This window comes from Erwinia sp. ErVv1 (assembly GCF_900068895.1).
Lineage (GTDB): Bacteria > Pseudomonadota > Gammaproteobacteria > Enterobacterales > Enterobacteriaceae > Erwinia.
Genome location: NZ_CDPK01000022.1, coordinates 371 through 23,602, shown reverse-complemented (window position 1 = coordinate 23,602; position 23,232 = coordinate 371). Strand labels below are relative to the sequence as shown.

The window sequence follows — 23,232 nt, the reverse complement described above, 5'->3', positions numbered from 1 at the left end:
GATGGTGATACCACGTGCTTTTTCTTCTGGCGCGTTATCGATCTGATCGAATGCGCGTGCAGAACCGCCGTAGGTTTTAGCCAGAACGGTAGTGATAGCTGCAGTCAGGGTAGTTTTACCGTGGTCAACGTGGCCGATAGTACCAACGTTGACGTGCGGTTTGGAACGTTCAAATTTTTCTTTAGACATCGCTTGTCCCTCTAAGACACGGATAAATCGGTGATATCACCACATCAACCAGGCATTGCCTGAACTGTTGAATTTTAACGCACAGAGAAGAATCAGGGAGGGAGATGTAGAAGTGGTGCTGATACCCAGAGTCGAACTGGGGACCTCACCCTTACCAAGGGTGCGCTCTACCAACTGAGCCATATCAGCACGNAGATGTAGAAGTGGTGCTGATACCCAGAGTCGAACTGGGGACCTCACCCTTACCAAGGGTGCGCTCTACCAACTGAGCCATATCAGCACGGCTTGGAGCGGGCAGCGGGAATCGAACCCGCATCATCAGCTTGGAAGGCTGAGGTAATAGCCATTATACGATGCCCGCATCCTGGAACTCGGCTACCTGTTCTGTCTGTAGCTTGTGAATAATAAGAAAAGCTTCTTATTACCCTAGTCAACCCGCTTACGCTTGATGACTCCGACTGTGCTTGTGCTCAGTCTGAAATGGTGGTGGGAGAAGGATTCGAACCTTCGAAGTCGATGACGGCAGATTTACAGTCTGCTCCCTTTGGCCGCTCGGGAATCCCACCTGGGGTACTTGATGGTGCCGGCTACCGGAATCGAACTGGTGACCTACTGATTACAAGTCAGTTGCTCTACCAACTGAGCTAAGCCGGCATCAAGTGACGCGCATTCTAGGAAGACCGGCCGATCTATGCAACAAAAAAATTGCGATATTTGTTCTAATGCCTGTTATTTGTGCAATTCTTCGCAAATCAGGTGCTGTCACGGCGTTTTTCGCGTAAAGAATCACCGCCGAGCTGTTTTTTTAGGCGCCGGGATTACACGCCTTATCCTGTCGCAGGGTGAGTTCTTCCGTTGCGGACAGAAAACTTTCGTTCTTTTCGGTTGAGAAGACATGAATGGGACTGGTCACGTCTCAGGCGAGGCTCATGATGCGGTTTATCGTCATACGGCAGTAGTGAATGAACATGGTAGTGAACAGATGTAGTGAACAGATAAAGGAGACGCCTGTCAGCGGAGAAGAGCATAGGTAGCAGGAAAACGAAGTGTGCGGCCTGTCAGCGCGTGGATGAGCATAGGTAGTCAACAGGCTATCGCTTACCGTCTCTCTCTATGTGTGCTCTGCGGTAAGTCAGGTTCGCTCACCAAACGCCAGCGGTTTCTTTGAAAATTGCGGGTGCCGTTACGTTTGCGGCGGGTGGGCATATTTTTACCTTCTGATTAGTGCCCCTGGGGTGTTAACCTCCTGCCCATTGTTTTCTGAAATTTTCCCTGGTTTGTGAGAATGAAGACGCGGCAAGCGTAATTCATCGGATATTTTATCTTCACGACAGGTAAATTCTTGCTGGCAGAAGCATGCATATGAGTAAAAAAGAATCGTTGCTAACCACACCTTACCTGCAATTTAACCGCGCCCAGTGGGCGGCACTGCGTGATTCAGTGCCGATGACCCTGAGCGAAGCGGAGATTGCCCGGCTAAAAGGGATAAACGAACACCTGTCTCTTGAGGAAGTAGCGGAAATCTATCTTCCCCTTTCCCGCCTTCTGAATTTCTATATCAGCTCTAACCTGCGTCGCCAGGCCGTTCTTGAGCAGTTTTTAGGGACAAACGGACAGAAGATCCCTTACATAATCAGTATTGCCGGCAGCGTTGCCGTGGGTAAAAGCACCACCGCTCGCGTGCTACAGGCCCTGCTGAGCCGCTGGCCTGAACACCGACGCGTTGAGCTGATCACCACCGATGGCTTTTTACATCCTAATGAGGTGTTGAAAGAACGGGGACTGATGAAGAAAAAGGGGTTTCCGCAGTCTTACGATATGCATCGCCTGGTTAATTTTGTTTCTGATTTGAAGTCAGGCGCCTTTCAGGTGACCGCACCTGTTTATTCCCATTTGATTTATGACGTGATCCCGGAAGGGGATAAAGTTGTACAGCAGCCGGATATTCTTATTCTCGAAGGTCTGAATGTATTACAAAGCGGGATGGATTATCCGCACGATCCCCATCACGTCTTTGTTTCGGACTTTGTGGATTTTTCCATTTATGTCGATGCACCGGAAGATCTGCTGCGAAACTGGTATATCAACCGTTTCCTTAAGTTTCGTCAGGGCGCTTTTACCGATCCCGACTCCTATTTCCATAACTATGCCAAACTTTCAGAAGAAGAAGCCGTGGGCATCGCCACTCAGCTGTGGGAGGAGATCAACCTGATGAATCTCAAGGAAAATATCCTGCCTACCCGTGAGCGGGCCAGCCTGATTATGACCAAAAGCATGAATCATGCGGTCGATCTGGTCAGTTTAAGGAAATGAAGAGTGGGGCGACGCCCCACACCTTACTAATTCTGTGGCCGTAAGGAGATCTCCCCGCCTACCCAGGATTTTCTGACGCCATCCTGCTCGAGAATCAGTCCGCCCTGCTGATCAATGCCACGGGCGATACCCAGAATTTCCCGATCGCCAATCAATAATTTAACCGGCCGATCGATAAAGTTATCCAGCGCACTCCAGCGATCGATAAAAGATGCCAGTCCCTCTCGTTCAAAGAGCTGAAGTGACTCTCTGGTTTTATTTACCAGGGTGGCTGCCAGTTTATTACGATCGATGGCTACGCCAGCTTCTTCCAGGTTAATCCATCCCTGATTAACAACGTCAGTATCAGGCATTCGCATGGCAAGATTGATGCCAGTACCTATCACGATATGGGCGGAATCTCCGGTTTTACCTGTCAGCTCGACCAGAATGCCCGCAAGTTTACGATCGTTAAGGTAGAGGTCATTCGGCCACTTCACCCTTACGTCATTTGCACCCAGCGCGCGTAAGACTTCGGCGGTGACAATACCGATGACCAGGCTCAGGCCCATTGCCGCTACGGGCCCCTGCTCCAGACACCAGTACATAGAGAGATAGAGGTTTGACCCGAAGGGAGAAAACCACTGCCTTCCACGGCGCCCTCTTCCGGCCTGCTGATATTCGGCAACGCAGGCATCTCCCGGTTGCAGAGTGGGCATCCTGTCCAGTAGATACTGGTTGGTGGAATCAATAACGGGGATAACGGCCAGCCTGCCCTGATCGAGCTGAGACATGATGATCTTTTCATCCAGAAGCTGGACGGGAGCCGCCAGGCTATAGCCTTTACCGGTGACGGTAAAAACGTCTATCCCCCAGTCTCTCAGCGTCTGTATATGCTTATTGATAGCTGCACGGCTCATCCCGAGGCGCTCACCAAGTTGCTCGCCTGAGTGGAATTCTCCGTCGGCCAGGATGCTTACCAGCGTAAGGGGTACGGTATTATCCTTCATGAAATCACTCCGACAGCATCTTTTTCACCGTCAGCAGCGATAAAGCGTACCTCTGGCTCAAGCCATACATTAAATTTCTGACCCACGCGCTGACGAACCTCGCGCGCTAACGCGACGACGTCATTCGCTGAGGCATTATTCTCATTAATTAATACCAAAGCCTGCTGACTGTGCACAGCAGCGCCACCGACCCGATATCCTTTAAGATCACAACGATCAATCAGCCAGCCTGCAGCCAGTTTAAATTTACCGTCTTCCAGGGAATAAGCCGGGGCCTGGGGATAGTGGCTTTTAATCGCCTGGGCAATTTCAGCCGTGACGACTGGATTCTTAAAGAAGCTTCCAGCATTCCCGGTTTTTTTTGGGTCTGGCAGTTTACTGCTGCGCATTCTGCAAACCTCGTCAAAAATCTGCTGGGGCTGGACCGTTGTACTCTCCAGGTAAACAAGATCGCCATATGTCAGCACGGGAACCCAGTTTTTAGGTAACAGCAGACCAACGGCAACTATCGCGTAACCCGTCTGGTATTGATGCTTGAAGATGCTGTCCCGATAGCCAAACAGACAGTCTGCGGCGGAAATACGCTCAGTCTTACCGGATGAAAAACTCAGTACATCCACGTATTCACAAACCTGGCTCAGCTCGACGCCGTAAGCGCCGATGTTTTGAATCGGGGCTGAGCCGACACACCCAGGGATCATTGCCAAATTTTCAAGGCCAGGAATGCCTGAACTCAGCAGGTGTACGACGAGCTGATGCCAGTTTTCGCCTGCACCAATATGCAGATGCCAGGCCAGCGCATCATCAGCAATGTCGATCCCTTTGATACGATTAACGAGCACCCTACCAGCAAAATCTTCAAGGAAAAGTACATTGCTGCCTTCTCCAAGCAGGAGCAGAGGTTGACTCAGACGCCTGCTTTCTTGCCAGTAATGCAGCAACTCTTGCGGACTGCTTATCACATTAACCTCAGCGGCCCGCGCTTCAAGTTGAAATGTGTTCCAGGGTTTTAAGGTGCTATCCAGCGTTGACATTCTGCGTTTCCAGGTATTTATCTGCCAGGAGTGTAACCGATTCCTGTCAAGTCTGGCAGGAATTTCCGTTGACCAGGTTAATACAGAAGAGAGTGCAACACAAACCTCGGGATACTCTCTGACAATACTCATATTCGATCTCTGTGAAAGTTTGCTAACAAATGCCAATATTAATTGTATATGACATTAAATTGATAAAATTTACTTCACGTAAATCATCCTGATAAGCCAGTAATACGAATACTTTAACCCAGAACTACAAAAAACCAGGGTCACCGTAAGGATAAGCTTTACCTTCAGTCAATCACCACCAGCATTTAGATAAATTTTTATCTTTCAACTAACCCTCACATTGTAAATATGGGGGTAATCTTTTAAGTCTGTGACACTTCCGATATAGACCTGGCTAAATGAAATTTTAAATGCACTATGAGATTTAGCATTTATTATAGAAATTTAAGTACCGGCAAGACCCTTGCAGTTTCTTAGTAACCCTTCCATAACAGGTCGAAAATGCTTGCCACTCAAAGCATTAAGCCCATTAATGCTTTTCAAGCATTAATAAGATGCGTCTATTTACCGCGCACTATATAATAATCATCTTTATCGTGTCATGCTTTCATCAGCATTACATCTCCACACAGTGAGTGTGTAAGAGAAATAAAAATCTTAACCAGGGAAAGGATATGATTTATCTGTTGGATGAAAATATTCAGTTTATCCCAGAGAAGGGGCTTTTGGTCAGCGATAGTGGTAAAACTGTCAATCTGTCTGAAAATAGCTATCGTTTCTTAAAACTTTTGCTTGAGGGTGAGAGTAACAAGCAGACAATCATTAACCAAATATGGCATGAACAGCGAGGCGTGGTTAGCGACAGCAGTTATTACGGACAAATCCACTCACTTAGAAAATCTTTTGAGCTCGTTGGACTGCCTGGCTCTCTGATTAAAACCATCCCACGCAGAGGCGTGAAATACATTGGTAAAGTAAGTACTTCAAATTGCAATTCAGAAGATAACGTAATAAATATCAATGATACTGAAGTTCACGCTACGAAGTCCTTAACTCCATCATCTCAAGCTTTATCTTTTATAGATAAAGATAAGAAAGTCATTCAGTCCCGTAGGAATCTTGATAGAGTTTTCACTGCCTTAGCGGTAATCGCAGTGTGCTGGCTGGCAACGTTAACCGTAGTTGTCTTTCGTTATCTTATTGCTAAGGGGGATTGAACAAAAATGAATTTAATTATGATTTTGATAAGGACATGATTAACTAACTCTTGTGTAATGCATCGGCTCTCAACGAGTGAGTTTCGGATAATACACATTACACCCTGTTGCCATGGTTAGGCATTTAATTAAGGAAAATTTCATGAAAAATATTTTTATCCAAGCCTACGTTTTTTCTTCACTGCGCTTAGAGCAGCTGGCAAAAGATAAACGTGGCGTTACTGCAATTGAATACGCACTTATTGGGGTGGCCATGGCGACACTTCTGGCCCTCGTTCTCGGTAATCAAGACTCAGGGTTCCTGGGCGCCCTGAAAAATACCTTCGCTAAGATCGCTGATGCTATCAATAGCGTTACTGTCACCAAATCATCCGGCGGTTAATCTACGCAAGAACGGATCGTATTCAACTGCTGCAGAACGCTATTCTGCAGCAGTATTAACAACAACATCAATAAGAGCACCTTTGTGGAATATTTGATTAAAGTAATTTACATTTTGGTCGCATTGCTTTTGCTTTATATCTCCGTGAAGGATATCACAACACGTATCATCAGCCATACCAGTCTTATTTTTTTGGTTTTTTTGATTGCTTCTATGACTCTGATGCAGGGGAAAATACCCAATATTGTCGCTGCATTTAGCGTCTTCATCATTTTGTTTATCCTCTTTATTTCTAACGTTATAGGTGGAGGAGATGTGAAGCTGTTAACCGTGCTTTCTTTATCCTTTTCCAATGCTACCGTAGTAACATTTATACTCACCACCCTCTTTTTGGGGGGGCTGGTAGCAATAACTGGCCTGATAGGGTTCCGTAAAAATGTTATCAGCAATGGTGTTCCTTATGCAGTCGCCATTTCACTGGCATTTGTCCTCATTTACCCGACTACGCACGCCATTTATTAAAAGAGCTTATCAATGAACCATAGAATGCTTTTTTTTATTTCCTTAATTGTTATCATCGTTGGGGTGGCAGGTATACTTCTTCAATATAAACCCCCTGCAGAGCCAGCCACGGAAGATTCTGTATCCTTACCAGTGTCCGTACCTGAAAAAAAGATAACGTTTCTCGCTCAGGCATCACGAGAACTTAAACCTTATGACTTATTGTCACTTTCAGATTATAAAATAAAAGAAATTGAGGTTCATGAAGATGCGGAAAATAATCGCGGATTTTCTTCAGAAGTTATAGCCGATCTTAGGGGGTATCTCATCCTGGAAAACATTGCCGAAGGAGGCATTATCTCACCTGAAATGGCAATATCTCCCCGCAGCCCTGAGTTCATTCAACGAAGTCTGAGGGATGACGAAACGCCGTATGCGATCAAGGTCAATGTTAATGATGAGTTTATACTGACAACATTAAAAGTGGGGCAAAAAATCACCCTTATTCTCCGTGCTGAAGAGAGTAATAATAGCAGAGCAGTAGCAAACCAGACTGCTGCTGCTGATGATGGGATGAGCACAGCCCTGGGTAATGATGGGGTAAGCACAGCAATAAGTTCTGCCGTAACTCAATTTTTCACCCAGCCATTAATGTCCTCTATCGACGTCATTGATATAAAAAAATATGAGAATCCTTCTAATACAACCTTTCGCGATAATAATATCGCTGGCGAAGTCATCGTTCGCGTCGATGCTGAACAAATAGCAACGCTCAGAACCGTAGAGAAATCTGGGGAGATCTTAATTTCTCTAACCAAAGGTTCAGCACACCTGTCCGATAAAAGGACACAATTATCCGACATACTGCCAAGTTTTAGAACCGTGCGGGAACTGAGGGGGAAAAATTGAGATTTCATCATATTCTCTTTCCGGTAGCCCAATTTTTCTCGCGTGCTCTTTTTAAGATACTCACGTTCGCAACCGTCGTCATTATCTCACATAGCGTTAATGCGGGTGAAATCTACATGGAGCCGGGTGATTCTCAACTAGTCAGTGTCGGTGAAAGCATAGGCACCCTTTTTTTGTCTTCCCCGAAAGTCGCTGATTATGAAATCGTTAGCGACACCAGCCTGATCGTCTATGCAAAGGAAAATGGGCGGTCCGATCTGAATGTGCTGGGTAAGTCAGGTGATCCCTTACTTAAGATCACGCTTATCGTCGATCCCATGCTGGGGGCGGTACAAAAACGTATTCTCGACGTCTTCCCGGACAGCAGGGTCACTCTGCAAAAGTTAGGGCAAATTTATGTGCTTAGCGGCACGGTAACCACAGAAGAAGATAAAGACCGGGTTTACCAAATTGTTGGTGAAGGCTTAAGTGCTGAGCGTGAAGTGAATAAAAAGCAGTCTGACGGGGGTAAACAGCCTCCTGACTGGCTCAAAGAAGTGGTCTACCCAACTATTATCAATAATCTGCGTTTACCTGTGACAAATCAGGTCAACGTTAAATTGTCGGTTGTGGAGGTCACCAAGACCTTTACTGATAACGTAGGTATAGATTGGGGCAGCATCAGCGTGAGCAACCCTGATATCACGCCAGGCACCTTTCGATTTATAAAGTTTAGTGCCGATACGCTCAGCAGCCTGGTCCATGCTATCCGTAATGACTCCGTTGCCCGCATTCTGGCAGAGCCCAACCTTTCTGTCATGTCCGGCGAAACGGCGGATTTCCTGGTCGGCGGCGAAGTCCCCATTGTGACCAGTTCCAGCAACGGTACCTCTGTAAGCTATAAAGAGTTCGGTATAAAACTGAACGTGGGTGCCAGGGTTAGCAGTAGCAAACGCATACGCATTACCCTGGGTGAGGAAGTGAGCAGCGTGGATTCCACCTACACCTCCAGTGCGGGTATGTCTTTTCCTACTTTCCAGACCCGTCGGGCCAGAACCACCGTTGAACTTGCCGATGGTGAAAGCTTCCTTCTGGGCGGGCTAATCAGCAGTAACGAACGAGAAGAACTTGCCCGCCTGCCGTTTATCGGTGATGTCCCACTTTTGGGCGCACTTTTTCGCAATGCCAAAACAGAGCGCACACAGGGCGAATTGGTGGTGGTTGCTACGGTAAATCTGGTGAAACCCGTCACCACCCGTGAGGTCACCTTACCCGACTTCCAGCGCACTTCAACACTGTCTCGCTTTCTTAATTTTGATGGCATCCAGGATCACCGCAATCGAAAAATGGCTGAGGAATTTTTAGAAAAGGGAGGGTTTATTAAATGAAACGCGTTTACCTGATGCTATTGCTGCAATTCGGATTAACGGCTTCGTCCATGGCTGCGGGCAATAACTTGCCGCAAATAACTGAACACTATCTCAGCCTGAGCAGTCACAGCCAGATAGCCAGTGAAATAGCTGTCGGTCAGGTGATGGAATTCGTCGGCACTGACTTTAATGGCCTTATTAGATTGACCTGGTCAGATGCCGCCTTTACGCCAACGGCACAAATATTACGTAACCAGCTCATGTCAAAGGGGATTCCTCTGGAAAGGGTCGTGCTGAAGATGGACCGTGGCGGTTTTCGCCCACGAACCGCTAATGGTATTGAAATTCAGATAGAGAGCATTCGTCTGCGTTTGCCTGAATGCAATTATGCCAGCCAGGACTGGCATTTCTCCTCAGCTATAGACGCCGGATGCGCCCTGAATAATACCCTCAGCTCATCGCTGATTAATCCTGAAAAGTACTTCTTCTGAGGAGCACGACATATGCTGTTATTTCCGCAAAAGGAAGGTAAGTCCGCGGGCGAGGAAAAACCGTTTTATGTCCTGTCCCCTCAGTCTGAAAGGAGTACTCAACTGGCCCAGCTGCTACGCCTGACGGGCTTTCAGCAGGTAGAAAGTGTGGACAAGATGCTCGGTGATATTCGCCATGTCTCGATACCAGAAAATGCCTGTGGCGTAATCGTTGATATTGCTGCTGAAAGCGATTATGAGAGGCTGATCCGCTTACTTCTGGCCATTATCCCTCGTAGCGTATGGTGCTGTGTCGTGGGCGATAGTGACTCGATTTCGCTGGCGCAGTCCTTTGCTGACCAGGGCATTCACTATTTTCACTTCACTTTACAACGTGAAGCGCTGACTCAGGCAATCATAAGTAAGTCAACACCCCATATTGTTCGCAACGCCAGCACTATAAGTATCCTGGGCTGCAAAGGGGGGGTAGGTAATACGACCCTGGCATGGCAGCTGGCCAACCGCGTGGTCCAATTTCGCCAGATGTCCACACTGCTGATTCAGGGTATTGCTGCATCTCAGGATCTGGATTTAATCGCGGATAAAAAGCTGTTAAAGGACGTGGTCACGCACAGCAGGAATCTCGACATCATGGCCGCCGCAGAATCGGCCATGCCCGATCTGACTCAGGAAATCTTCCGCAAATATAACTTCGTACTCTTTGAGCAGGCTATCAACACGGCGAGTAAAGAGACGCTGCGCCAGATTATTGAACAGTCCGCCTGCATAGTGTTGATTCTCGATCGCTCTATGATCTCAATTCGCGTTGTTAATCAGCTAACTGAAATTATTGAGGCGATGAACCGTGCAAGGAAGCTTTCACGCCGACTTATTCTGTGCCTTAACGACAGCCGCCCCGTGACGGAAGACATGCTCAATAAGGAAGACATTGCGTCACTGCTGGGCAGAAGTATCGACATCGTTATCCCCTACAAAAAACAGCTTTTTTCCCTATTCACCGGGCGTCATTCTCAGCCGGTCGACCGCCTCGCACTACAGATTCTGGGAGAAGAACCGCAAAAGGGGCGTTCATTTTTCAGTCGTCTACATCAGAAAGGACAATACGATAAATGAATATCAGCCAGGAACTACAGGAAACCCTCCGGGAAGGGGTTCTGGAAAATATTGATGTTAATAAGGTTGAGAGTCTGGTGCAGGACCGCACGTTGCTACTCGGTGAAATGAACCGCATCCTGGAACGGGTCATTAGCAGTAAAAATATCTATCTCGACCACCAGGCTCAGCTGTATATGGCAGAACTAATGGCAGATGAGATCGTGGGTTTGGGTCCTCTGCGGGCGCTTTTAGAAGATGACGATATCAGCGATATTTTAGTCAACGGCCCGAATCAGATCTACATCGAACGTAAAGGCAAACTTGAGCTGGCTCCGACTCGCTTTATCAATAATCAGCAGTTAACTGATATCGCCAAACGCCTGGTACAGAAAGTGGGAAGACGGCTTGATGAGGGGCGCCCTTTAGTGGATGCAAGACTGATGGATGGAAGCCGTCTCAATGTCGCCATTCAACCTATTGCCCTGAACGGGACTTCCATTTCAATTCGTAAATTTAGCAAGGGCAACATCGAACTGGCGGATTTGATTCGCTTTGACGCGATGAGCAGCCAGATGGCTAATTTTATGATTATTGCCACCCGCTGTCGGGCAAATATCATTATCTCCGGGGGAACAGGTTCAGGAAAGACCACGCTACTGAATGCATTATCAAAGTATATCGATCCCAGCGAACGCATTATTACTATGGAAGATGCCGCTGAATTGAGGTTAATGCAGCCACACGTCCTGCGTATGGAAACGCGTCTTGCGGGTCTGGAAAATACCGGGCAGGTCAATATGCGAGCCTTACTGGTGAACTCATTAAGGATGCGTCCCGATCGCATCATCGTAGGTGAGTGTCGCGGTGAGGAAACGTTTGAAATGCTGCAGGCGATGAACACAGGTCACGATGGTTCGATGTCTACGCTGCACGCCAACACCCCACGAGACGCAATTTCACGTCTTGAAAACATGGTAATGATGGCAGGCATGAACATTCCTATGGAGTCGATCCGACGCAATATTGTTTCAGCCATTAACCTGGTGATACAGGTTTCGCGCCTTAACGACGGCTCACGAAAAATCATGAACATCAGTGAAGTGATGGGTATTGAAGGCGACCGCGTGATTTTACAGGACATCTTCAGCTATACGCCCCATCACGAGCGGCGAGCAGACGGCAAAATCAGCGGCGATTTTGTCAATCATGGCCTGCTGATGCGATCGGCAGTGATGCGCAATGCGACGATGTTTGATCTCAGTGCCGAGCTTAAACAGATTTTCGGGCTGGAATAAGTGATGGCTTATCTGATTATCATCATCGGTATCGCAATTCTGTTTATAAACCACCTCAACTGGAACAGGTTGCGTAATACCGCGTTAAAAAAACGCCAGGACGCTATCCATTTGCCGCTGCTGCATTATCTGCTGGCGTGTTGGGGGGAGTGGCAGCATTTTGCACTGGGAGATCGCACCCTGAAAGGGGCAAAGGGTTTACTGGTTGCTCTCGGTCTGCTTGCGGGGTTAATTGTCGTTAATGGTAACTGGTTTGGATTTAGCCTGCACGGGTTACTGATAGTGAGCCTGCCCGTAATGGTTATTGCACAAATTAGCATTGGCAGGACATTACAGCGACGCTACTTTGAGACTAACTTCCCTGAAGTCCTGTCGGCGATTAATGCCTCTGTCTCCGCCGGGAACAGTATTCACCAGGCGCTGCATCGCTGTGGAAGCAGTATCGGAGGCCCACTGGGTAAAACCTTTCAGCACATTGATCGACGCCTTAATCTGGGCGAAGAGCCCGAAAGAGTGCTGGCCGATGCCTGCCGGGAGTACCACTATCGCGAATTTTACTTCTTTGCCGCCGTCATCATTATCAGCATGCAGCACGGCGCACAATTACGCATGTTGATCGGCCGGCTGAACCGAATCGTCACTAGCAGCAGAACCATGTCACGGCGTAAAATGGCAATGACGTCAGAAGCCCGCGCCTCCGCCAAAATTGTTGCCGCCATACCTATACTTTTCTTCTGTGGTATGAAGTATTTCAGCCCAGAAAACTTCGACTTTATTATCAACGATCCGACCGGCCGAATAATCCTCTATTACGTACTTGCCAGCGAAGCCATCGGCATGACGATTATCTGGCTATTGCTAAGGAAAGCGCTGTGAACACCCCTGTTTATCTGCTGATATTGATACTGGGTATTACCACCCTGGTGATATCCAGCCGACGAATAGCCCGGCTGAACAAAACCACAAGGGCTATTGATAATAAACCCCTTATTATAAAAAAGTCTCATAGCGGGTCCCTTGACCTGCAAAGCATTCTTATCGCGAACAGCCCCTGGCTCAGCATGCTGCAAAGGCTGGATCAAAGCCCAGCCAGTAAGCTAAAGATTCTGGCGAGCATTGGCGCAGTAGTTTTGCTGATAAATATGCTGGGGATCACCAGCTTTACAATGAAAGATATCGCCATGCAGATGGTGCTCTTACTGGTTGTGATTATTGTTACGCCTGCACTACTACAAAAGCCAGCTCTTTCAACACGCCGCAAATTAATGACCGATGCCCTGCCCTATTTAATCGATCTGCTGGCAGTTTGCGTCCAGGCCGGAATGACGGTAGAGCACGCCATTAAATTTATTGCCCGTCACAGTGACAATATTGACCCCAATCTCACCAGCCTGATGCAGCAGCTCACCAAACACGCGGAGGTCAGTGGGCTGGAAGAAGCGCTGATGGATCTTTACCGTTCAGTGGATCTCACCGAAATGCGGATGTTCTGTTCCTCCTTACAGCAGAGCGTACATTACGGAACTTCACTTTACGACAATCTGATTGAGCTTTCTCGCGATATGCGTGAGATGCAGCTCCTCAGATCTGAAGAGCAGATCGGCAAACTCTCCGCACGCATGAGTGTTCCCCTCATATTGTTCATCATGTTCCCAATCATTGTTCTGATTGCTGCTCCGGGTATTTTAAGGATTTTCAAAAATGCTGTTTTTTAAGAAAATTACATTATTCATCTCTGTCACCCTGCTGATTGGCTGTGTATCTCCTAAACCTGTCAGTACAACCGAAGCGAACTATCAGGAAGATATTTTGTTGCGGGTAAAAAATTATAGTGGGTTAATTAACCTTTACCGGAGCTGGCTGAAGAAAAAGGACGATCCTGAAACACGTATTAAACTGGCTCGCTACTATTATCTTGCCGGCGACTATAAAACCTCGCTCTATACCCTACAACCGCTAATCAATAAGCCCAGTCAGCCCCTGTATCAGTTGCAGGCTCAGAACATGATTGCTTTGGGGGATTTCGCTCAGGCTATCCGCGTTACCGACAAGATGATGCTGCGTGACAAGAACAACGCCGAAGCGTGGAATTTGCGTGGCGTGGCGCAGGCGCTAAGCGGGAAACTTAGCGAAGGTAAACAGTCAGTCGAGCAGGCACGTGCGCTCTTTATTGCCGATGACGTAGCGTTAAACAATCTGGCGATGGTGGCAATTCTGGACCGCCGCTATCAGGATGCTGTCGGTCTGCTCCTGCCGCAATATCTGCGGGGTCGTAAGGACGAACGAATCCTGCGTAATCTGGTGCTGTCACTGGTGAAAGTGGGTGACTTCCGCTACGCACGCGATGTTATCCGCAACGAGAATCTGTCACAACACCCCGATGAACTGATTTCGGCTCTGAAGCAAATTACCACTACCGGCCGGAGTATGGGGTAATGCGCAAATTTTTAAGCCTGTTAAACAACCGGTCAGGCGCTGCAACCATCGAATTCGCGCTGACCGTGTGCGCCTTTTTTTTCCTGGTATTTTTTATTGCTGAAACTGCACGACTTTCTTATATCTCATCAGTACTTGATTTGGCCGTGTCTGAAGCGGCTAAAGACGCCAAAAACGCCCCTGTTAATAATCTGGTGGGGAACTACCGCTCTCGCTTTGAAAAACGCCTTCTGACACAGGGGGGCGTGCTGTGGGGATTTCTGACGCGTGAAAATGCCGTTGAAATCAGCATAGGTTATGCAGCCAGCATTACCGATATGGTCAATACCGGCGGCGGTGACAGTTATCGAAAACGCCCCATTGCGCGTTATCAGCTTAAATATCGCTATAAACCTATGTTTTTTCCTTTTCCCAGCTATTGGGTAAGCCATGTATTAAATCGGGAGGTGATCTTTGTTCAGGAATATGAACGCTCTGAATTTACGTAATTTATGTACTGACCACCGTGGCTCTGTCGCTGTCGAATTCGTGCTGATCTCAATGGTGCTCCTCATCTTTCTGATGTTTCTGACCGATCTGGTGATCCGCCAGGCGACCATCGGCAAGCTTGATCGCACGTCCTACTCTGTAGCAGGCGTACTGCGCGAACGCATTCAATTATTCGATGGCCGTGAAAAGCTTCAGCAACAGGATGTTAATGAGGCGGCGAAACTGGCTGGCCGTATGTTAAGTGATATGCATAGCGGTGCTGACTTAAGAGGGCTTCAGCTGAGGGTAGAAGAAGTCCATTTTGTGGATCCCATCGGACTTAATGATACGCGTAAGCAGGTCAAACTTTATAACAGCTGGACTGCAGGATCCGGCAGTGGGCAGTGTCACCCGGCGGAAAGTCTTGATAAGCAGTTACAACTGGCGCCGCGCGGGAGTTATGGTCGCTGGGTGCCACTCTATCAGGTCACCGTTTGCCTGCCTGCCGCCAGTTGGTATACGCGTCTGACATCCAGCGAAGAAAAGCCTTTGTTATCCTCCTTTGCCATTGTGATGCTGCGATAGTGAAAAAACGAATATGGCTGTTGCTGATGTTCCCGGTATTCGTGTTCGCACAACCGCATGCGGTTATTTTTGTTGATACGGCTAAGGAGGGTCATTCCCTGTTAATTGAAAACCTCAATCAGATGCTGTTTTACAGCCCAACCTTACAGCGTCAACTGCAGGTGGATATCTACGATATCAACCCGCGAGCGCCAGCCTTTCGCGGTGGCGTTCATTATCATCACGATATTGAGGGTCAGATGCTCTCTCGTTTCAGGCCAACACAATTACCCTATTTGATTTGTCTTAACGGTGAAGTAGAAAGCCTGCGCCTCCCTTTAATCAACAAGGAAAAACTATGTCTGTGTCTGAAAAGCTGCTGAAACCTGTCAGAAGACTTTGCCAGGAACGCGAAGGGGCTTTTGCCGTTAGTTTTGTCCTGATTGGCGGCTTCTTGTTTAGCCTGGCAGCATTGGGTCTTGAAGGTTCACGCTATATAACAGAGCGTGCCCGACTTTCTGACGCGATGGAGCAGGCCGCGCTCGCGCTGACAGCTGAAAATAATGGTAAGGGAGCTGAACGAAATTATACGCTTACAAGCGATTATCTTCGGGCTTATATGCGCCATGATAAAGCAGTATTTAGGCCTGAAATACAGTTTTCATCAGGAAAAAGTAATGGCCTTTCCTACGTTGAGTATCGCGTCAGCGCTAAGACCTTGCAAGACTCGTGGCTACACTCATCGCTTTTCCCCAGCTTTGATAAAGAAGTGGTCATTGGGGATAACGGCGCAGCAAGGAAATTCTTCTCCAGTGTAGATGTGATGTTCGTTACGGATTTCTCTAACTCAATGAATGCCCCCTTCACCTATGGCAATAGTAAATTAACCGAACTAAAGCGTATTGTAATAAAGCTTGTGACAGAACTTTATAGTTATGACGTGGGGAATAAAGCGGGCTTCCTGCCCTTTGACTGGGGGTCACGAGTAGGTAACCGATGCGACCTGCCCTTCGTAACCCACTATCCTGTGTCGCCATGGTTACTTCAGCGGGGTGCCACGCGAGAACTTGAATATGTTATTAACTATTCTGCGACCGTTGCCGCAATTCCTCATCCCGTTAATTATATCCGGATACCGCTAAGTCATGTTGCTTCGGACGTTTGCCTTTTTAAAAGCCATAGCTGGAGAGTGCCGTTGACGTCTGATATAGCTGAAATCAGGAGGATCCGGGAAATGACGGCAACGGGTAATACCCTGATCAGTAGTGGGGTACTTCTGGGAACCACTGCCCTGGCTGCCGGGACGGGTAAGCGCAAACTACTCATCATCATCTCCGATGGTAATGACCATCCTGGCCAAATAAAGATAACGCAAAAGTTGATGTCTGCCGGAATGTGCGAACGTATTCGTCAGGCGCTGACGACTGAAGAGTCAGTGGGGAAAATTGCCTTTGTGGGTATTGGCTATAATCCGACCGTGGACTGGAAAAGCTGCGTGGGAGACAAGAATTTTTATCACTCTTATTCCGTAGAACAACTGGAGGATAGCCTGCGGCGTGCGATATTCGAGGAGGTGGGTCACAACACGATTAAAAACTAGCACTTAATACAGGGCTGAAATAATCTGCTGAAGAAAGAAAATAACCCAATGCCTGATGATATTTAAGAAAAATAGAGAAAAATATTAAAGAATATTAAGAACACGTGATGCATACTTGATAAATCCTTATAAGAGAAAGTTCCTACACTTCCTTCCGTACAGGATTTTATTTTAAATCGGCATTAAGATTTTCTAAATGTTCATTATTACACTGTATTAATGATGGAACAGTCGTTATCTAAAAGGAATAGTTTAATGAAAAAAACAGTATCTGTATTAGCCGCAATGGTATTTTCCACATCAGCATTTGCTGCAACGCCGGAAAATTATGATACGAAATTCAATATAAGCGCGAATGTCCCTGACAGCGCTAATATTACCGATCCCAGTGGACGTCCAATTACCGATATGGATGTCGTCATGAAGCCAGCAGCTTCTGGTAAAATGGAAGTGGAGACGCCCCCCTTAAAACTCTGGAATAATGATGTCCAAAAGCTGGAAGTAGGACTTACCCTGGATGATAGCAATTCTGCCAACGGTGATGCTTTTACTCTTTTCAGCAACCAGGGCGAGGCGCTAAATAGCATGACGTATAAAATCGTTACCCTCACTTCTACTGGCAGCCAGGTTTTTGCGACCTCAGGTACCACTAAAGATTATAGTCTTGTTGCTAACAAAACTCATGGCGAGCTGCCCATTATTTTCCGTCTGGTCTCGGATAAGGACTATGATCAGCTTGGTCAGGGTATGTATAAGGGCACCGTCTACGCGAACGTCGTCGCTAAACCTTAATTTTCCTTAGAGGAACAGAGTCGGCTCAGGCTGACTCTGCCTGAATACCATGAAAAATAAGCCTGCTGCTCTGTTCTCAATAGCCATAGTGTTTTGGAGCCAGTCCACCATGAGCCTGCCTGGTTCGCAGGTTTCGATGGATATCTCCGCTGAATCCCTGGCCAAAATTGCCCTTTATTATCAGAACACCCCCCTCAAGGATAATGAGTTTGATTTCTCTCTGCCCGTTAACGCCTCAACGGGGAAGTTTGAAAAAACCTCTGAACTCTTTCACCTTGTCGGTAATATCGAACAAGCCGAGATCATTTTCGCTGAGAGCGATTTTATACTTAAAAAAATAGATGAAAGTGGCGGTGTAATAAACCTTACAGGGAATTTCATTCTCGATAAAAAAACCTATACCGTGACGCAGAAACTTCGAATGCCTGTCCTGGATAAAATCAGCCAGGCTACACCAGCAAATGGATTCAGGATTAATTTCTCTTCACAACTCCTGGCCGAAAAATACTCCCAAGGACACTACGCAAACACATTTACTTTGCTGATAACGCCAGTAAGTTAATTCGGGACAGGGAATAATGAGTAATAACTATTACATTTGCCTGCTTATAGTGTGCGCAATGACGCTTTTCTCTCCTTTTACTACCACCCATGCCTCGCCAACGGTCGCAGTACCGAAGGGATTTGAGAGTATTTTCAATGCCAGTCAGACGGGTATTTTTGACATCTATTATGGCGATGTCTCACTCGGTACCATCAGCGTTGAGTACGATCTTCAACAGGCTCTGCTTATGTCACCTCGCGTACTGGTTGATCAGATTATGGCACCAGATAATGCGCCCATGAAAATTTCATATGATGCACTGCTTACTTTGCTCTCAGCGCCGCTGGAGAGATTAGGGCCCGGTAAAGTTGCTCATGATAAGCCTGCCGTCCTTCTCAATGAATCAGATTCCTCACTTCGACTCATCTTTCCAGGCAATCTGTTTAGCGCAGCCTCACCAACCTTAAAGCAGGGGTATATCCCTCATACAAATAACGCCGGTTTTGTTCATGCCCATAACCTGAATTATCTTACTGACTCTTATGGGGACAATGTCAGTCTAAGCAGCAGCGAAGTGCTGAACCTGACGGGAAATAGCTATATAAAGGGCGCCTGGAGCTACGCCAGCCAAATCAATTTCAATGTAGAAGAGCTTGCACTCTATCTTGAGCACGAAAATATACGCTTTAAGTCTGGTCGTCAGCGACTTAGCGATAACCTGCTCAGCAGTACTCCCTCAATGACCTACAGCTTCTTTAACCCTGTTAACTTTGACGGCATTTCTCTGGGTCGCATAGGTGATAATTACATCAATCCTGGATACGGTGCCGCCTCACCCGTTACGGTCTACCTACAGCAGGCCGGAACCGTTGAAATTTATCGTCAGGGAAGACTCATTGATTTACAACAGTTTCCCGAAGGTCTGCATCATCTGGACACGCGTAGCTGGCCAAGCGGAGGCTACGAGGTGCGGTTGGTCTCTAAGATGGTGAATGGCGTATATGAAGAAAAAATTCAGCCCTTTTATAAACGTAATGGTCCTTTCCACTCGGGTGAAATAGAGTTTATTGTTGAGTTTGGTCGATATGACCCCTATAAAAGCGAAATCTCTTCAAGCCTCTCTCGCCGGTGCACAAACTGTGGCCTTCAGGGCCCCCCTCTCCCCTTGAATAGCCACTACTTCGCCAATCTTTCACTGGCTTATACCACCCTGTCTGCATTATCAGCCGGTGTGGGGATCCTTGTCGACGATGGCCGTTTATACGGGAATGTCAGCCTGGATGTCCCGGTGAACAATTGGCTGGCGGAACGCTTCTATTTCGATAGTCTTTATGGCGACGATGGCAGCCATGGCTATCAGTTTGGATGGATGAAAAATCTTAATCTAATGGGCATGAATTTTAGCTACCGAAAGTTCATGTTTAATGGCGATGAGGAAGATTTTCGCCGCTTCGCGATTGTTCCCGCTTACGACTTCACTTCTATGCAATTAGGCGCTACTACCGTCCTTCCCTGGAGCCTGGGCCTGAGCGTCAGTTATGGTGTTAACACGCTGAGTCAAGAATATGGTCAACTGAGCAAGACGAACTTTAAGAACTGGGATATTAATCTGAATCGTGATTTTCCTCTGGCAGACAGGCTCAGTCTAAGGGTAGATCTCGGCTATCACCGCGGTGCTAATGAATTCACCAGCCGCTATTCTTTCCACAGCGTCATTGAAGATCGGTTCTATACCCAATTTTCGCTGAGCATGCGTGAACGCAGCTATAATCATTATCAATCTCTCAATTTGCGAACCAGACTCACAGAAGAGAATGATGACAACACTTACAGCGCCAGCTATGCATTAAATGTTGATAATCCTGAATTTAATCGTGGAAGCAAATATGCCCTGAATGCCAGCCTGGATCATGGGCAGCGGGGTAGTACGAATGCCAGCGTAGGTACAGTGGTTGATAACCGCTTCGGGTTTACCTCTTTCGGCGCCTCACAGTCAATCAGTGAGTCGACCTATCATCAGCAATATTTCTCTCAGCGTAGTGGTTTCGCAATCGGTAACAGTGAAATTGCCTGGGGGAAAGTTGAGAGCAACTCAGCACTTATTATTGATGCAACAGATCTGGCAGAAGACCACTATTTTGAAGTCCGAAACGACAATAACGAACCTGTCGTCGTTAAGGGTGGCGAGAAAACTACGCTGAGTATTATGCCATATAAGAAAATTGCACCTAAAGCCGAGCAGTTGTTTACCTCAGGAAATAATGCTTTTTACGATATCAGTACTAAAAGTACATCAACCTGGGCCCTGCCGGGCCAGGTCTATCATGTCAAACTCGCGGCCATACAAAACCTTACCGTCACGGGCCGTCTCTATTTTGCAGGCCGTCCTTTAAGCTACGCCCGAATAGTGGGGGCGAATGCTTTATCGGATGAGGAAGGGTTTTTTATCGGAGATTTTCAGCTCGAAAGCCGACAAAAACTGATTTCTCTGACCTTGAAAAAAGAGGATCAAACGTATAGCTGTCCACTTATGGAAGAGGAAATAAAAATGATGCAGGGCGTAATGCAAATTCGTGAGGTTAATTGTGAAATTGAATAAATGGTCACTTTTTTTTATTAGTAACGTAATCCTGCTTTTTTCTGCTGCCGTACAGGCGATAGAAGTTTTCCCAATCGTTAAGGATATTCGTCAGGAAAGACCCAGAGATAACTTTATTACCGTAAAGTCGGCATTCAGATCGTCTGATACTGAGGCACAGGGAGGAGACAGTAATAGCCAGCGCTATGAGTTTGTCACGCTCGAACTTTTCCGCGTGACTAATCCGGGAGACACCAATGAAAATAGAGTTAAAGAGTTGGGAACTGCCGATCCGACTCTGCTGTTCTCACCGACCAAACTCATTGTTCCTTATGGTGAGGAGCGTAAGGTTCGTATCCTGCCACTCAAGCCCGTGGGATATGAGACGGTATATCGGCTACGCATCCGTCCGAGTTACCCGGAGCAGGAGTCTGATAAAGGTAAAGTGCGTTTCGCTGTTGGCTATGACGTATTACTACGTTATTTACCACCTGGCAAACATACCGCAGGTATTAGTCTGAGCTGCAAAGATAATGCATGGACGCTCAGGGCAACGGGCAATGTACGTAGCGAACTGCGTAACCTGATTATTGATGGGCGCAAGGACCGTAAGTCATTTAACGTTTATCCCAATCACGCACGATCGCTAACGGTTAGCAGGCATCTTTCCTTTGAGATGGATGGCAAATTACAGGTTTATGATATGTGCGAGCATAAGGAATAGATCATGCGTTTGTCTCTTTTCACGACCCTGTTACTGGCTCCCCTGGCTGCACTTGCCAATGGAGCCATAGTCGTACAGCCCCAGCCCAATGGCTCCCTGCGTCTCTTTAGCGAGGGTCAACATAGTGGTGGGCGTTCAGGGTCGCTTTCATTATTGCAACCCGCCAACAAAACGGTAATTTTGCAGCTTCAACCCGCCGGTGACGGGCGCTGTGAAAACAATGAGTTGGTCGCTGCCTCGCTGGCATTATCGATACATTCCTCTTCACCAGGTACGCAGCTTCGCTGTGGCCAACCATTGCAGCTTGCAGCCTCTCCTCAGGATCGACGGATACACTTCCAGGCAACCGCATCCTCCCGGGCCCGCCGTTCCGCCTTAATGCGCCAGGCAATATCACCACGGGTACAGCTGGGCAGCTTCAGCTTTAGCGTAGAAGGAAAAAACAGCATACTAACTCCGCTTTATCTTGATCTCCATGTTTTGCAAAAGACAGCATCGACTGTCTCCGCCAGCTTTGATAAATCAGCTTTGATATTTGGCGAAGTCGGCCCGTTTCAGGATGCTAAAAGTTCGGTACGTCTGCGTTTAACAAAAACGGACATGGCAAACAGCGAGCCACTTTCATACAAGCTCAGTTTTGAATCGTTACAGCAACAACATAATGAGTGGCGTCTGCGATCGACACCCGGAGAGAATTTCGTGCCCTATAAAATCGTTATTGCAGATGTAGCCATAGCACCAGACAGTATTTACCGTGGCATCTTACCCGCCGGAGAGGTGAGTAGCGCCCAGCTTGAAGTTCAGTTTATTTTAATGGGTAAAGAGATCCGTGGAATTCCTGCAGGTACACGACTACACGACACGCTAACGGCGATCATTACTCCCGAAAGCTAACAGGAACAGAGATATGAAATACAGAATGATAACAGGAGTGCTGCTCGCTTTCGCCACTGTGGTGCCGGTGCAGTCAGCCGTATCCGTTAAAACATCAATTGAATTACTTGCAGAAATTAGCACCAGCGTCAGGATCTACGTTGATAGCAAAGATGTGACCAACTCGGCATTCAGCCTGAAGTTACAGGATCTGGCAGGCTATATGACCGCTACGACGCCAGCCTTTCAATTTATTGGCAATGCCAGTAGTGTTTCTCTCTCATTATCTGGCCCAGGTAATAACGAACTGACCTCAGAAAATAACGATCGTATGCGACTTAATACTACCTGGGTCCGAGTTGATGGAGGCGAATCATCAACTTCCTTTGGTTATAATAACCTGCCTGTTTACCCTTCACTTTCTGATGTTCCTGACCTGCAGAAAGGCGTTAAAGTGCGTTTCATCTCGTCTCAGCGGACCGAAACTTACCCATTAGGATCCTATAGTGGCACTTTCAATGTAATTGTAACGCCTTCGGTGTAATAAATAGTATTACTCTCAACAAGGTTTATATTCATATTTTTTAGTCGCCTGGATAAATCATACTGAAAGATTTTTACAGGCATTACTATCCTCTGCTCCCGGACGCCGGTATGAATATATTGGAGTCTGGAGAAGCTGAGTAGCGTGGGTAGCGTGGGTAGCGTGGGTAGCGTGGGTAGCGTGGGTAGGTTAAATTTTACAGGTTTAGTGAGCAGTAAGGAAATCTCATTATGCCCGAGAACCGATTTCTCCTGCCCCATAACGCAAAAAACCCTGACCGTGAGGTCAGGGCTATTGCTTTATTTGATGCCTGGCAGTTCCCTACTCTCGCAT

25 protein-coding genes and 5 tRNA genes are annotated in these 23,232 nt (G+C 47.2%); 22 read left to right on the top strand and 8 right to left on the bottom strand.

Going from position 1 to position 23,232, the window contains the following annotated elements:
* The 6 genes from A1830_RS24125 to A1830_RS20230 all read right to left on the bottom strand — a co-directional run.
* Positions 1 to 189, bottom strand: a 189-nt coding sequence (locus A1830_RS24125; protein ID WP_237657456.1) for a GTP-binding protein, incomplete at its 3' end; no start/stop codon positions are given.
* 113 nt (positions 190 to 302) lie between these two features.
* Positions 303 to 378 (bottom strand) — tRNA-Thr (locus A1830_RS20250).
* A 15-nt stretch (positions 379 to 393) separates the two neighbouring features.
* A tRNA-Thr gene (locus A1830_RS20245) sits at positions 394 to 469 on the bottom strand.
* Between the two features lie 6 nt (positions 470 to 475).
* Positions 476 to 550 (bottom strand) — tRNA-Gly (locus tag A1830_RS20240).
* Between the two features lie 120 nt (positions 551 to 670).
* A tRNA-Tyr gene (locus A1830_RS20235) sits at positions 671 to 755 on the bottom strand.
* Positions 756 to 767: 12 nt separating this feature from the next.
* Positions 768 to 843, bottom strand: a tRNA-Thr gene (locus A1830_RS20230).
* Between the two features lie 708 nt (positions 844 to 1,551).
* On the opposite strand from A1830_RS20230, the gene coaA reads away from it, so the two are divergent.
* Positions 1,552 to 2,502 (top strand): type I pantothenate kinase, encoded by a 951-nt coding sequence (coaA, locus tag A1830_RS20225; RefSeq protein ID WP_067710298.1) that lies wholly within the window; start codon positions 1,552 to 1,554, stop codon positions 2,500 to 2,502.
* A gap of 26 nt (positions 2,503 to 2,528) precedes the next feature.
* On the opposite strand, the gene birA is transcribed toward coaA, so the two are convergent.
* Together birA and murB are read right to left on the bottom strand one after the other, a co-directional pair.
* Positions 2,529 to 3,491, bottom strand: a complete 963-nt coding sequence (birA, locus tag A1830_RS20220) for a bifunctional biotin--[acetyl-CoA-carboxylase] ligase/biotin operon repressor BirA (protein ID WP_067710296.1) — start codon at positions 3,489 to 3,491, stop codon at positions 2,529 to 2,531.
* The gene (murB, locus tag A1830_RS20215; RefSeq protein WP_067710347.1) at positions 3,488 to 4,516 is read right to left on the bottom strand and encodes a UDP-N-acetylmuramate dehydrogenase; all 1,029 of its coding nucleotides are present in this window, start codon (positions 4,514 to 4,516) and stop codon (positions 3,488 to 3,490) included. Before murB ends, birA begins: the two co-directional genes overlap by 4 nt.
* Before the next feature lie 695 nt (positions 4,517 to 5,211).
* On the opposite strand from murB, the gene A1830_RS20210 reads away from it, so the two are divergent.
* The 21 genes from A1830_RS20210 to A1830_RS20110 all read left to right on the top strand — a co-directional run bounded on the left by A1830_RS20210 (position 5,212) and on the right by A1830_RS20110 (position 22,899).
* A complete protein-coding gene (locus tag A1830_RS20210) occupies positions 5,212 to 5,754 on the top strand; it encodes a winged helix-turn-helix domain-containing protein (protein ID WP_067710294.1) in 543 nt (180 codons plus the stop codon).
* Positions 5,755 to 5,896: 142 nt separating this feature from the next.
* Positions 5,897 to 6,136 carry a Flp family type IVb pilin gene (locus A1830_RS20205; RefSeq protein ID WP_067710292.1) on the top strand — a complete coding sequence of 80 codons (240 nt, stop codon included), beginning with the start codon at positions 5,897 to 5,899 and terminating at the stop codon, positions 6,134 to 6,136.
* An 84-nt stretch (positions 6,137 to 6,220) separates the two neighbouring features.
* A complete protein-coding gene (locus tag A1830_RS20200; RefSeq protein WP_067710290.1) occupies positions 6,221 to 6,658 on the top strand; it encodes an A24 family peptidase in 438 nt (145 codons plus the stop codon).
* Between the two features lie 12 nt (positions 6,659 to 6,670).
* Entirely contained in the window at positions 6,671 to 7,546 is an 876-nt protein-coding gene (locus tag A1830_RS20195; protein WP_067710288.1) for a hypothetical protein, read from the top strand.
* Positions 7,543 to 8,913 carry a type II and III secretion system protein family protein gene (locus tag A1830_RS20190; RefSeq protein WP_067710286.1) on the top strand — a complete coding sequence of 457 codons (1,371 nt, stop codon included), beginning with the start codon at positions 7,543 to 7,545 and terminating at the stop codon, positions 8,911 to 8,913. The genes A1830_RS20195 and A1830_RS20190 overlap by 4 nt, the downstream gene beginning before the upstream one ends.
* Positions 8,910 to 9,386, top strand: coding sequence for a hypothetical protein (locus tag A1830_RS20185; RefSeq protein ID WP_067710284.1), 477 nt, complete (start codon positions 8,910 to 8,912; stop codon positions 9,384 to 9,386). Before A1830_RS20190 ends, A1830_RS20185 begins: the two co-directional genes overlap by 4 nt.
* Positions 9,387 to 9,398: 12 nt before the next feature.
* Positions 9,399 to 10,499 carry an AAA family ATPase gene (locus A1830_RS20180; RefSeq protein ID WP_067710282.1) on the top strand — a complete coding sequence of 367 codons (1,101 nt, stop codon included), beginning with the start codon at positions 9,399 to 9,401 and terminating at the stop codon, positions 10,497 to 10,499.
* Positions 10,496 to 11,776, top strand: coding sequence for a CpaF family protein (locus tag A1830_RS20175; protein WP_067710280.1), 1,281 nt, complete (start codon positions 10,496 to 10,498; stop codon positions 11,774 to 11,776). The genes A1830_RS20180 and A1830_RS20175 overlap by 4 nt, the downstream gene beginning before the upstream one ends.
* Positions 11,777 to 11,779: 3 nt before the next feature.
* On the top strand, positions 11,780 to 12,652 hold the full coding sequence (locus A1830_RS20170; RefSeq protein ID WP_067710278.1) for a type II secretion system F family protein: 873 nt from the start codon (positions 11,780 to 11,782) through the stop codon (positions 12,650 to 12,652).
* A 185-nt stretch (positions 12,653 to 12,837) separates the two neighbouring features.
* Positions 12,838 to 13,491: a type II secretion system F family protein gene (locus tag A1830_RS20165; RefSeq protein ID WP_231877687.1), complete on the top strand. Its 654-nt coding sequence runs from the start codon at positions 12,838 to 12,840 to the stop codon at positions 13,489 to 13,491.
* Positions 13,478 to 14,212: a tetratricopeptide repeat protein gene (locus A1830_RS20160; RefSeq protein ID WP_067710274.1), complete on the top strand. Its 735-nt coding sequence runs from the start codon at positions 13,478 to 13,480 to the stop codon at positions 14,210 to 14,212. Before A1830_RS20165 ends, A1830_RS20160 begins: the two co-directional genes overlap by 14 nt.
* Positions 14,212 to 14,700 (top strand): TadE/TadG family type IV pilus assembly protein, encoded by a 489-nt coding sequence (locus tag A1830_RS20155; RefSeq protein WP_067710272.1) that lies wholly within the window; start codon positions 14,212 to 14,214, stop codon positions 14,698 to 14,700. The genes A1830_RS20160 and A1830_RS20155 overlap by 1 nt, the downstream gene beginning before the upstream one ends.
* Positions 14,678 to 15,265, top strand: coding sequence for a tight adherence pilus pseudopilin TadF (gene tadF, locus A1830_RS20150; protein WP_082804225.1), 588 nt, complete (start codon positions 14,678 to 14,680; stop codon positions 15,263 to 15,265). The genes A1830_RS20155 and tadF overlap by 23 nt, the downstream gene beginning before the upstream one ends.
* On the top strand, positions 15,265 to 15,627 hold the full coding sequence (locus A1830_RS20145) for a hypothetical protein (RefSeq protein WP_156485053.1): 363 nt from the start codon (positions 15,265 to 15,267) through the stop codon (positions 15,625 to 15,627). Before tadF ends, A1830_RS20145 begins: the two co-directional genes overlap by 1 nt.
* Positions 15,603 to 16,844: a TadE/TadG family type IV pilus assembly protein gene (locus A1830_RS20140; protein WP_067710267.1), complete on the top strand. Its 1,242-nt coding sequence runs from the start codon at positions 15,603 to 15,605 to the stop codon at positions 16,842 to 16,844. Before A1830_RS20145 ends, A1830_RS20140 begins: the two co-directional genes overlap by 25 nt.
* 255 nt (positions 16,845 to 17,099) lie before the next feature.
* Positions 17,100 to 17,636 (top strand): hypothetical protein, encoded by a 537-nt coding sequence (locus A1830_RS20135; RefSeq protein WP_067710264.1) that lies wholly within the window; start codon positions 17,100 to 17,102, stop codon positions 17,634 to 17,636.
* Between the two features lie 49 nt (positions 17,637 to 17,685).
* A complete protein-coding gene (locus A1830_RS20130; RefSeq protein WP_067710262.1) occupies positions 17,686 to 18,198 on the top strand; it encodes a hypothetical protein in 513 nt (170 codons plus the stop codon).
* A 16-nt stretch (positions 18,199 to 18,214) separates the two neighbouring features.
* Positions 18,215 to 20,779: a TcfC E-set like domain-containing protein gene (locus A1830_RS20125; protein ID WP_197473379.1), complete on the top strand. Its 2,565-nt coding sequence runs from the start codon at positions 18,215 to 18,217 to the stop codon at positions 20,777 to 20,779.
* Positions 20,766 to 21,482 carry a hypothetical protein gene (locus tag A1830_RS20120; RefSeq protein WP_067710260.1) on the top strand — a complete coding sequence of 239 codons (717 nt, stop codon included), beginning with the start codon at positions 20,766 to 20,768 and terminating at the stop codon, positions 21,480 to 21,482. Before A1830_RS20125 ends, A1830_RS20120 begins: the two co-directional genes overlap by 14 nt.
* Before the next feature lie 3 nt (positions 21,483 to 21,485).
* Positions 21,486 to 22,376, top strand: coding sequence for a hypothetical protein (locus A1830_RS20115; RefSeq protein WP_067710258.1), 891 nt, complete (start codon positions 21,486 to 21,488; stop codon positions 22,374 to 22,376).
* Between the two features lie 13 nt (positions 22,377 to 22,389).
* Positions 22,390 to 22,899: a hypothetical protein gene (locus A1830_RS20110; RefSeq protein ID WP_067710256.1), complete on the top strand. Its 510-nt coding sequence runs from the start codon at positions 22,390 to 22,392 to the stop codon at positions 22,897 to 22,899.
* The last annotated feature ends 333 nt before the right edge of the window (positions 22,900 to 23,232 follow it).

Bases quoted from the DNA above. Each gene is read 5' to 3' on its own strand.
- A1830_RS20165 (WP_231877687.1), top strand. From the start codon at position 12,838: ATGCTGCAAAGGCTGGATCAAAGCCCAGCCAGTAAGCTAAAGATTCTG.
- coaA (WP_067710298.1), top strand. From the start codon at position 1,552: ATGAGTAAAAAAGAATCGTTGCTAACCACACCTTACCTGCAATTTAAC.
- A1830_RS20110 (WP_067710256.1), top strand. From the start codon at position 22,390: ATGAAATACAGAATGATAACAGGAGTGCTGCTCGCTTTCGCCACTGTG.
- A1830_RS20180 (WP_067710282.1), top strand. From the start codon at position 9,399: ATGCTGTTATTTCCGCAAAAGGAAGGTAAGTCCGCGGGCGAGGAAAAA.
- A1830_RS20140 (WP_067710267.1), top strand. From the start codon at position 15,603: ATGTCTGTGTCTGAAAAGCTGCTGAAACCTGTCAGAAGACTTTGCCAG.
- A1830_RS20115 (WP_067710258.1), top strand. From the start codon at position 21,486: ATGCGTTTGTCTCTTTTCACGACCCTGTTACTGGCTCCCCTGGCTGCA.
- A1830_RS20210 (WP_067710294.1), top strand. From the start codon at position 5,212: ATGATTTATCTGTTGGATGAAAATATTCAGTTTATCCCAGAGAAGGGG.
- A1830_RS20155 (WP_067710272.1), top strand. From the start codon at position 14,212: ATGCGCAAATTTTTAAGCCTGTTAAACAACCGGTCAGGCGCTGCAACC.
- A1830_RS20205 (WP_067710292.1), top strand. From the start codon at position 5,897: ATGAAAAATATTTTTATCCAAGCCTACGTTTTTTCTTCACTGCGCTTA.
- tadF (WP_082804225.1), top strand. From the start codon at position 14,678: ATGAACGCTCTGAATTTACGTAATTTATGTACTGACCACCGTGGCTCT.
- A1830_RS20195 (WP_067710288.1), top strand. From the start codon at position 6,671: ATGAACCATAGAATGCTTTTTTTTATTTCCTTAATTGTTATCATCGTT.
- A1830_RS20175 (WP_067710280.1), top strand. From the start codon at position 10,496: ATGAATATCAGCCAGGAACTACAGGAAACCCTCCGGGAAGGGGTTCTG.
- A1830_RS20135 (WP_067710264.1), top strand. From the start codon at position 17,100: ATGAAAAAAACAGTATCTGTATTAGCCGCAATGGTATTTTCCACATCA.
- A1830_RS20185 (WP_067710284.1), top strand. From the start codon at position 8,910: ATGAAACGCGTTTACCTGATGCTATTGCTGCAATTCGGATTAACGGCT.
- A1830_RS20130 (WP_067710262.1), top strand. From the start codon at position 17,686: ATGAAAAATAAGCCTGCTGCTCTGTTCTCAATAGCCATAGTGTTTTGG.
- A1830_RS20160 (WP_067710274.1), top strand. From the start codon at position 13,478: ATGCTGTTTTTTAAGAAAATTACATTATTCATCTCTGTCACCCTGCTG.
- birA (WP_067710296.1), bottom strand. From the start codon at position 3,491: ATGAAGGATAATACCGTACCCCTTACGCTGGTAAGCATCCTGGCCGAC.
- A1830_RS20170 (WP_067710278.1), top strand. From the start codon at position 11,780: ATGGCTTATCTGATTATCATCATCGGTATCGCAATTCTGTTTATAAAC.
- A1830_RS20125 (WP_197473379.1), top strand. From the start codon at position 18,215: ATGAGTAATAACTATTACATTTGCCTGCTTATAGTGTGCGCAATGACG.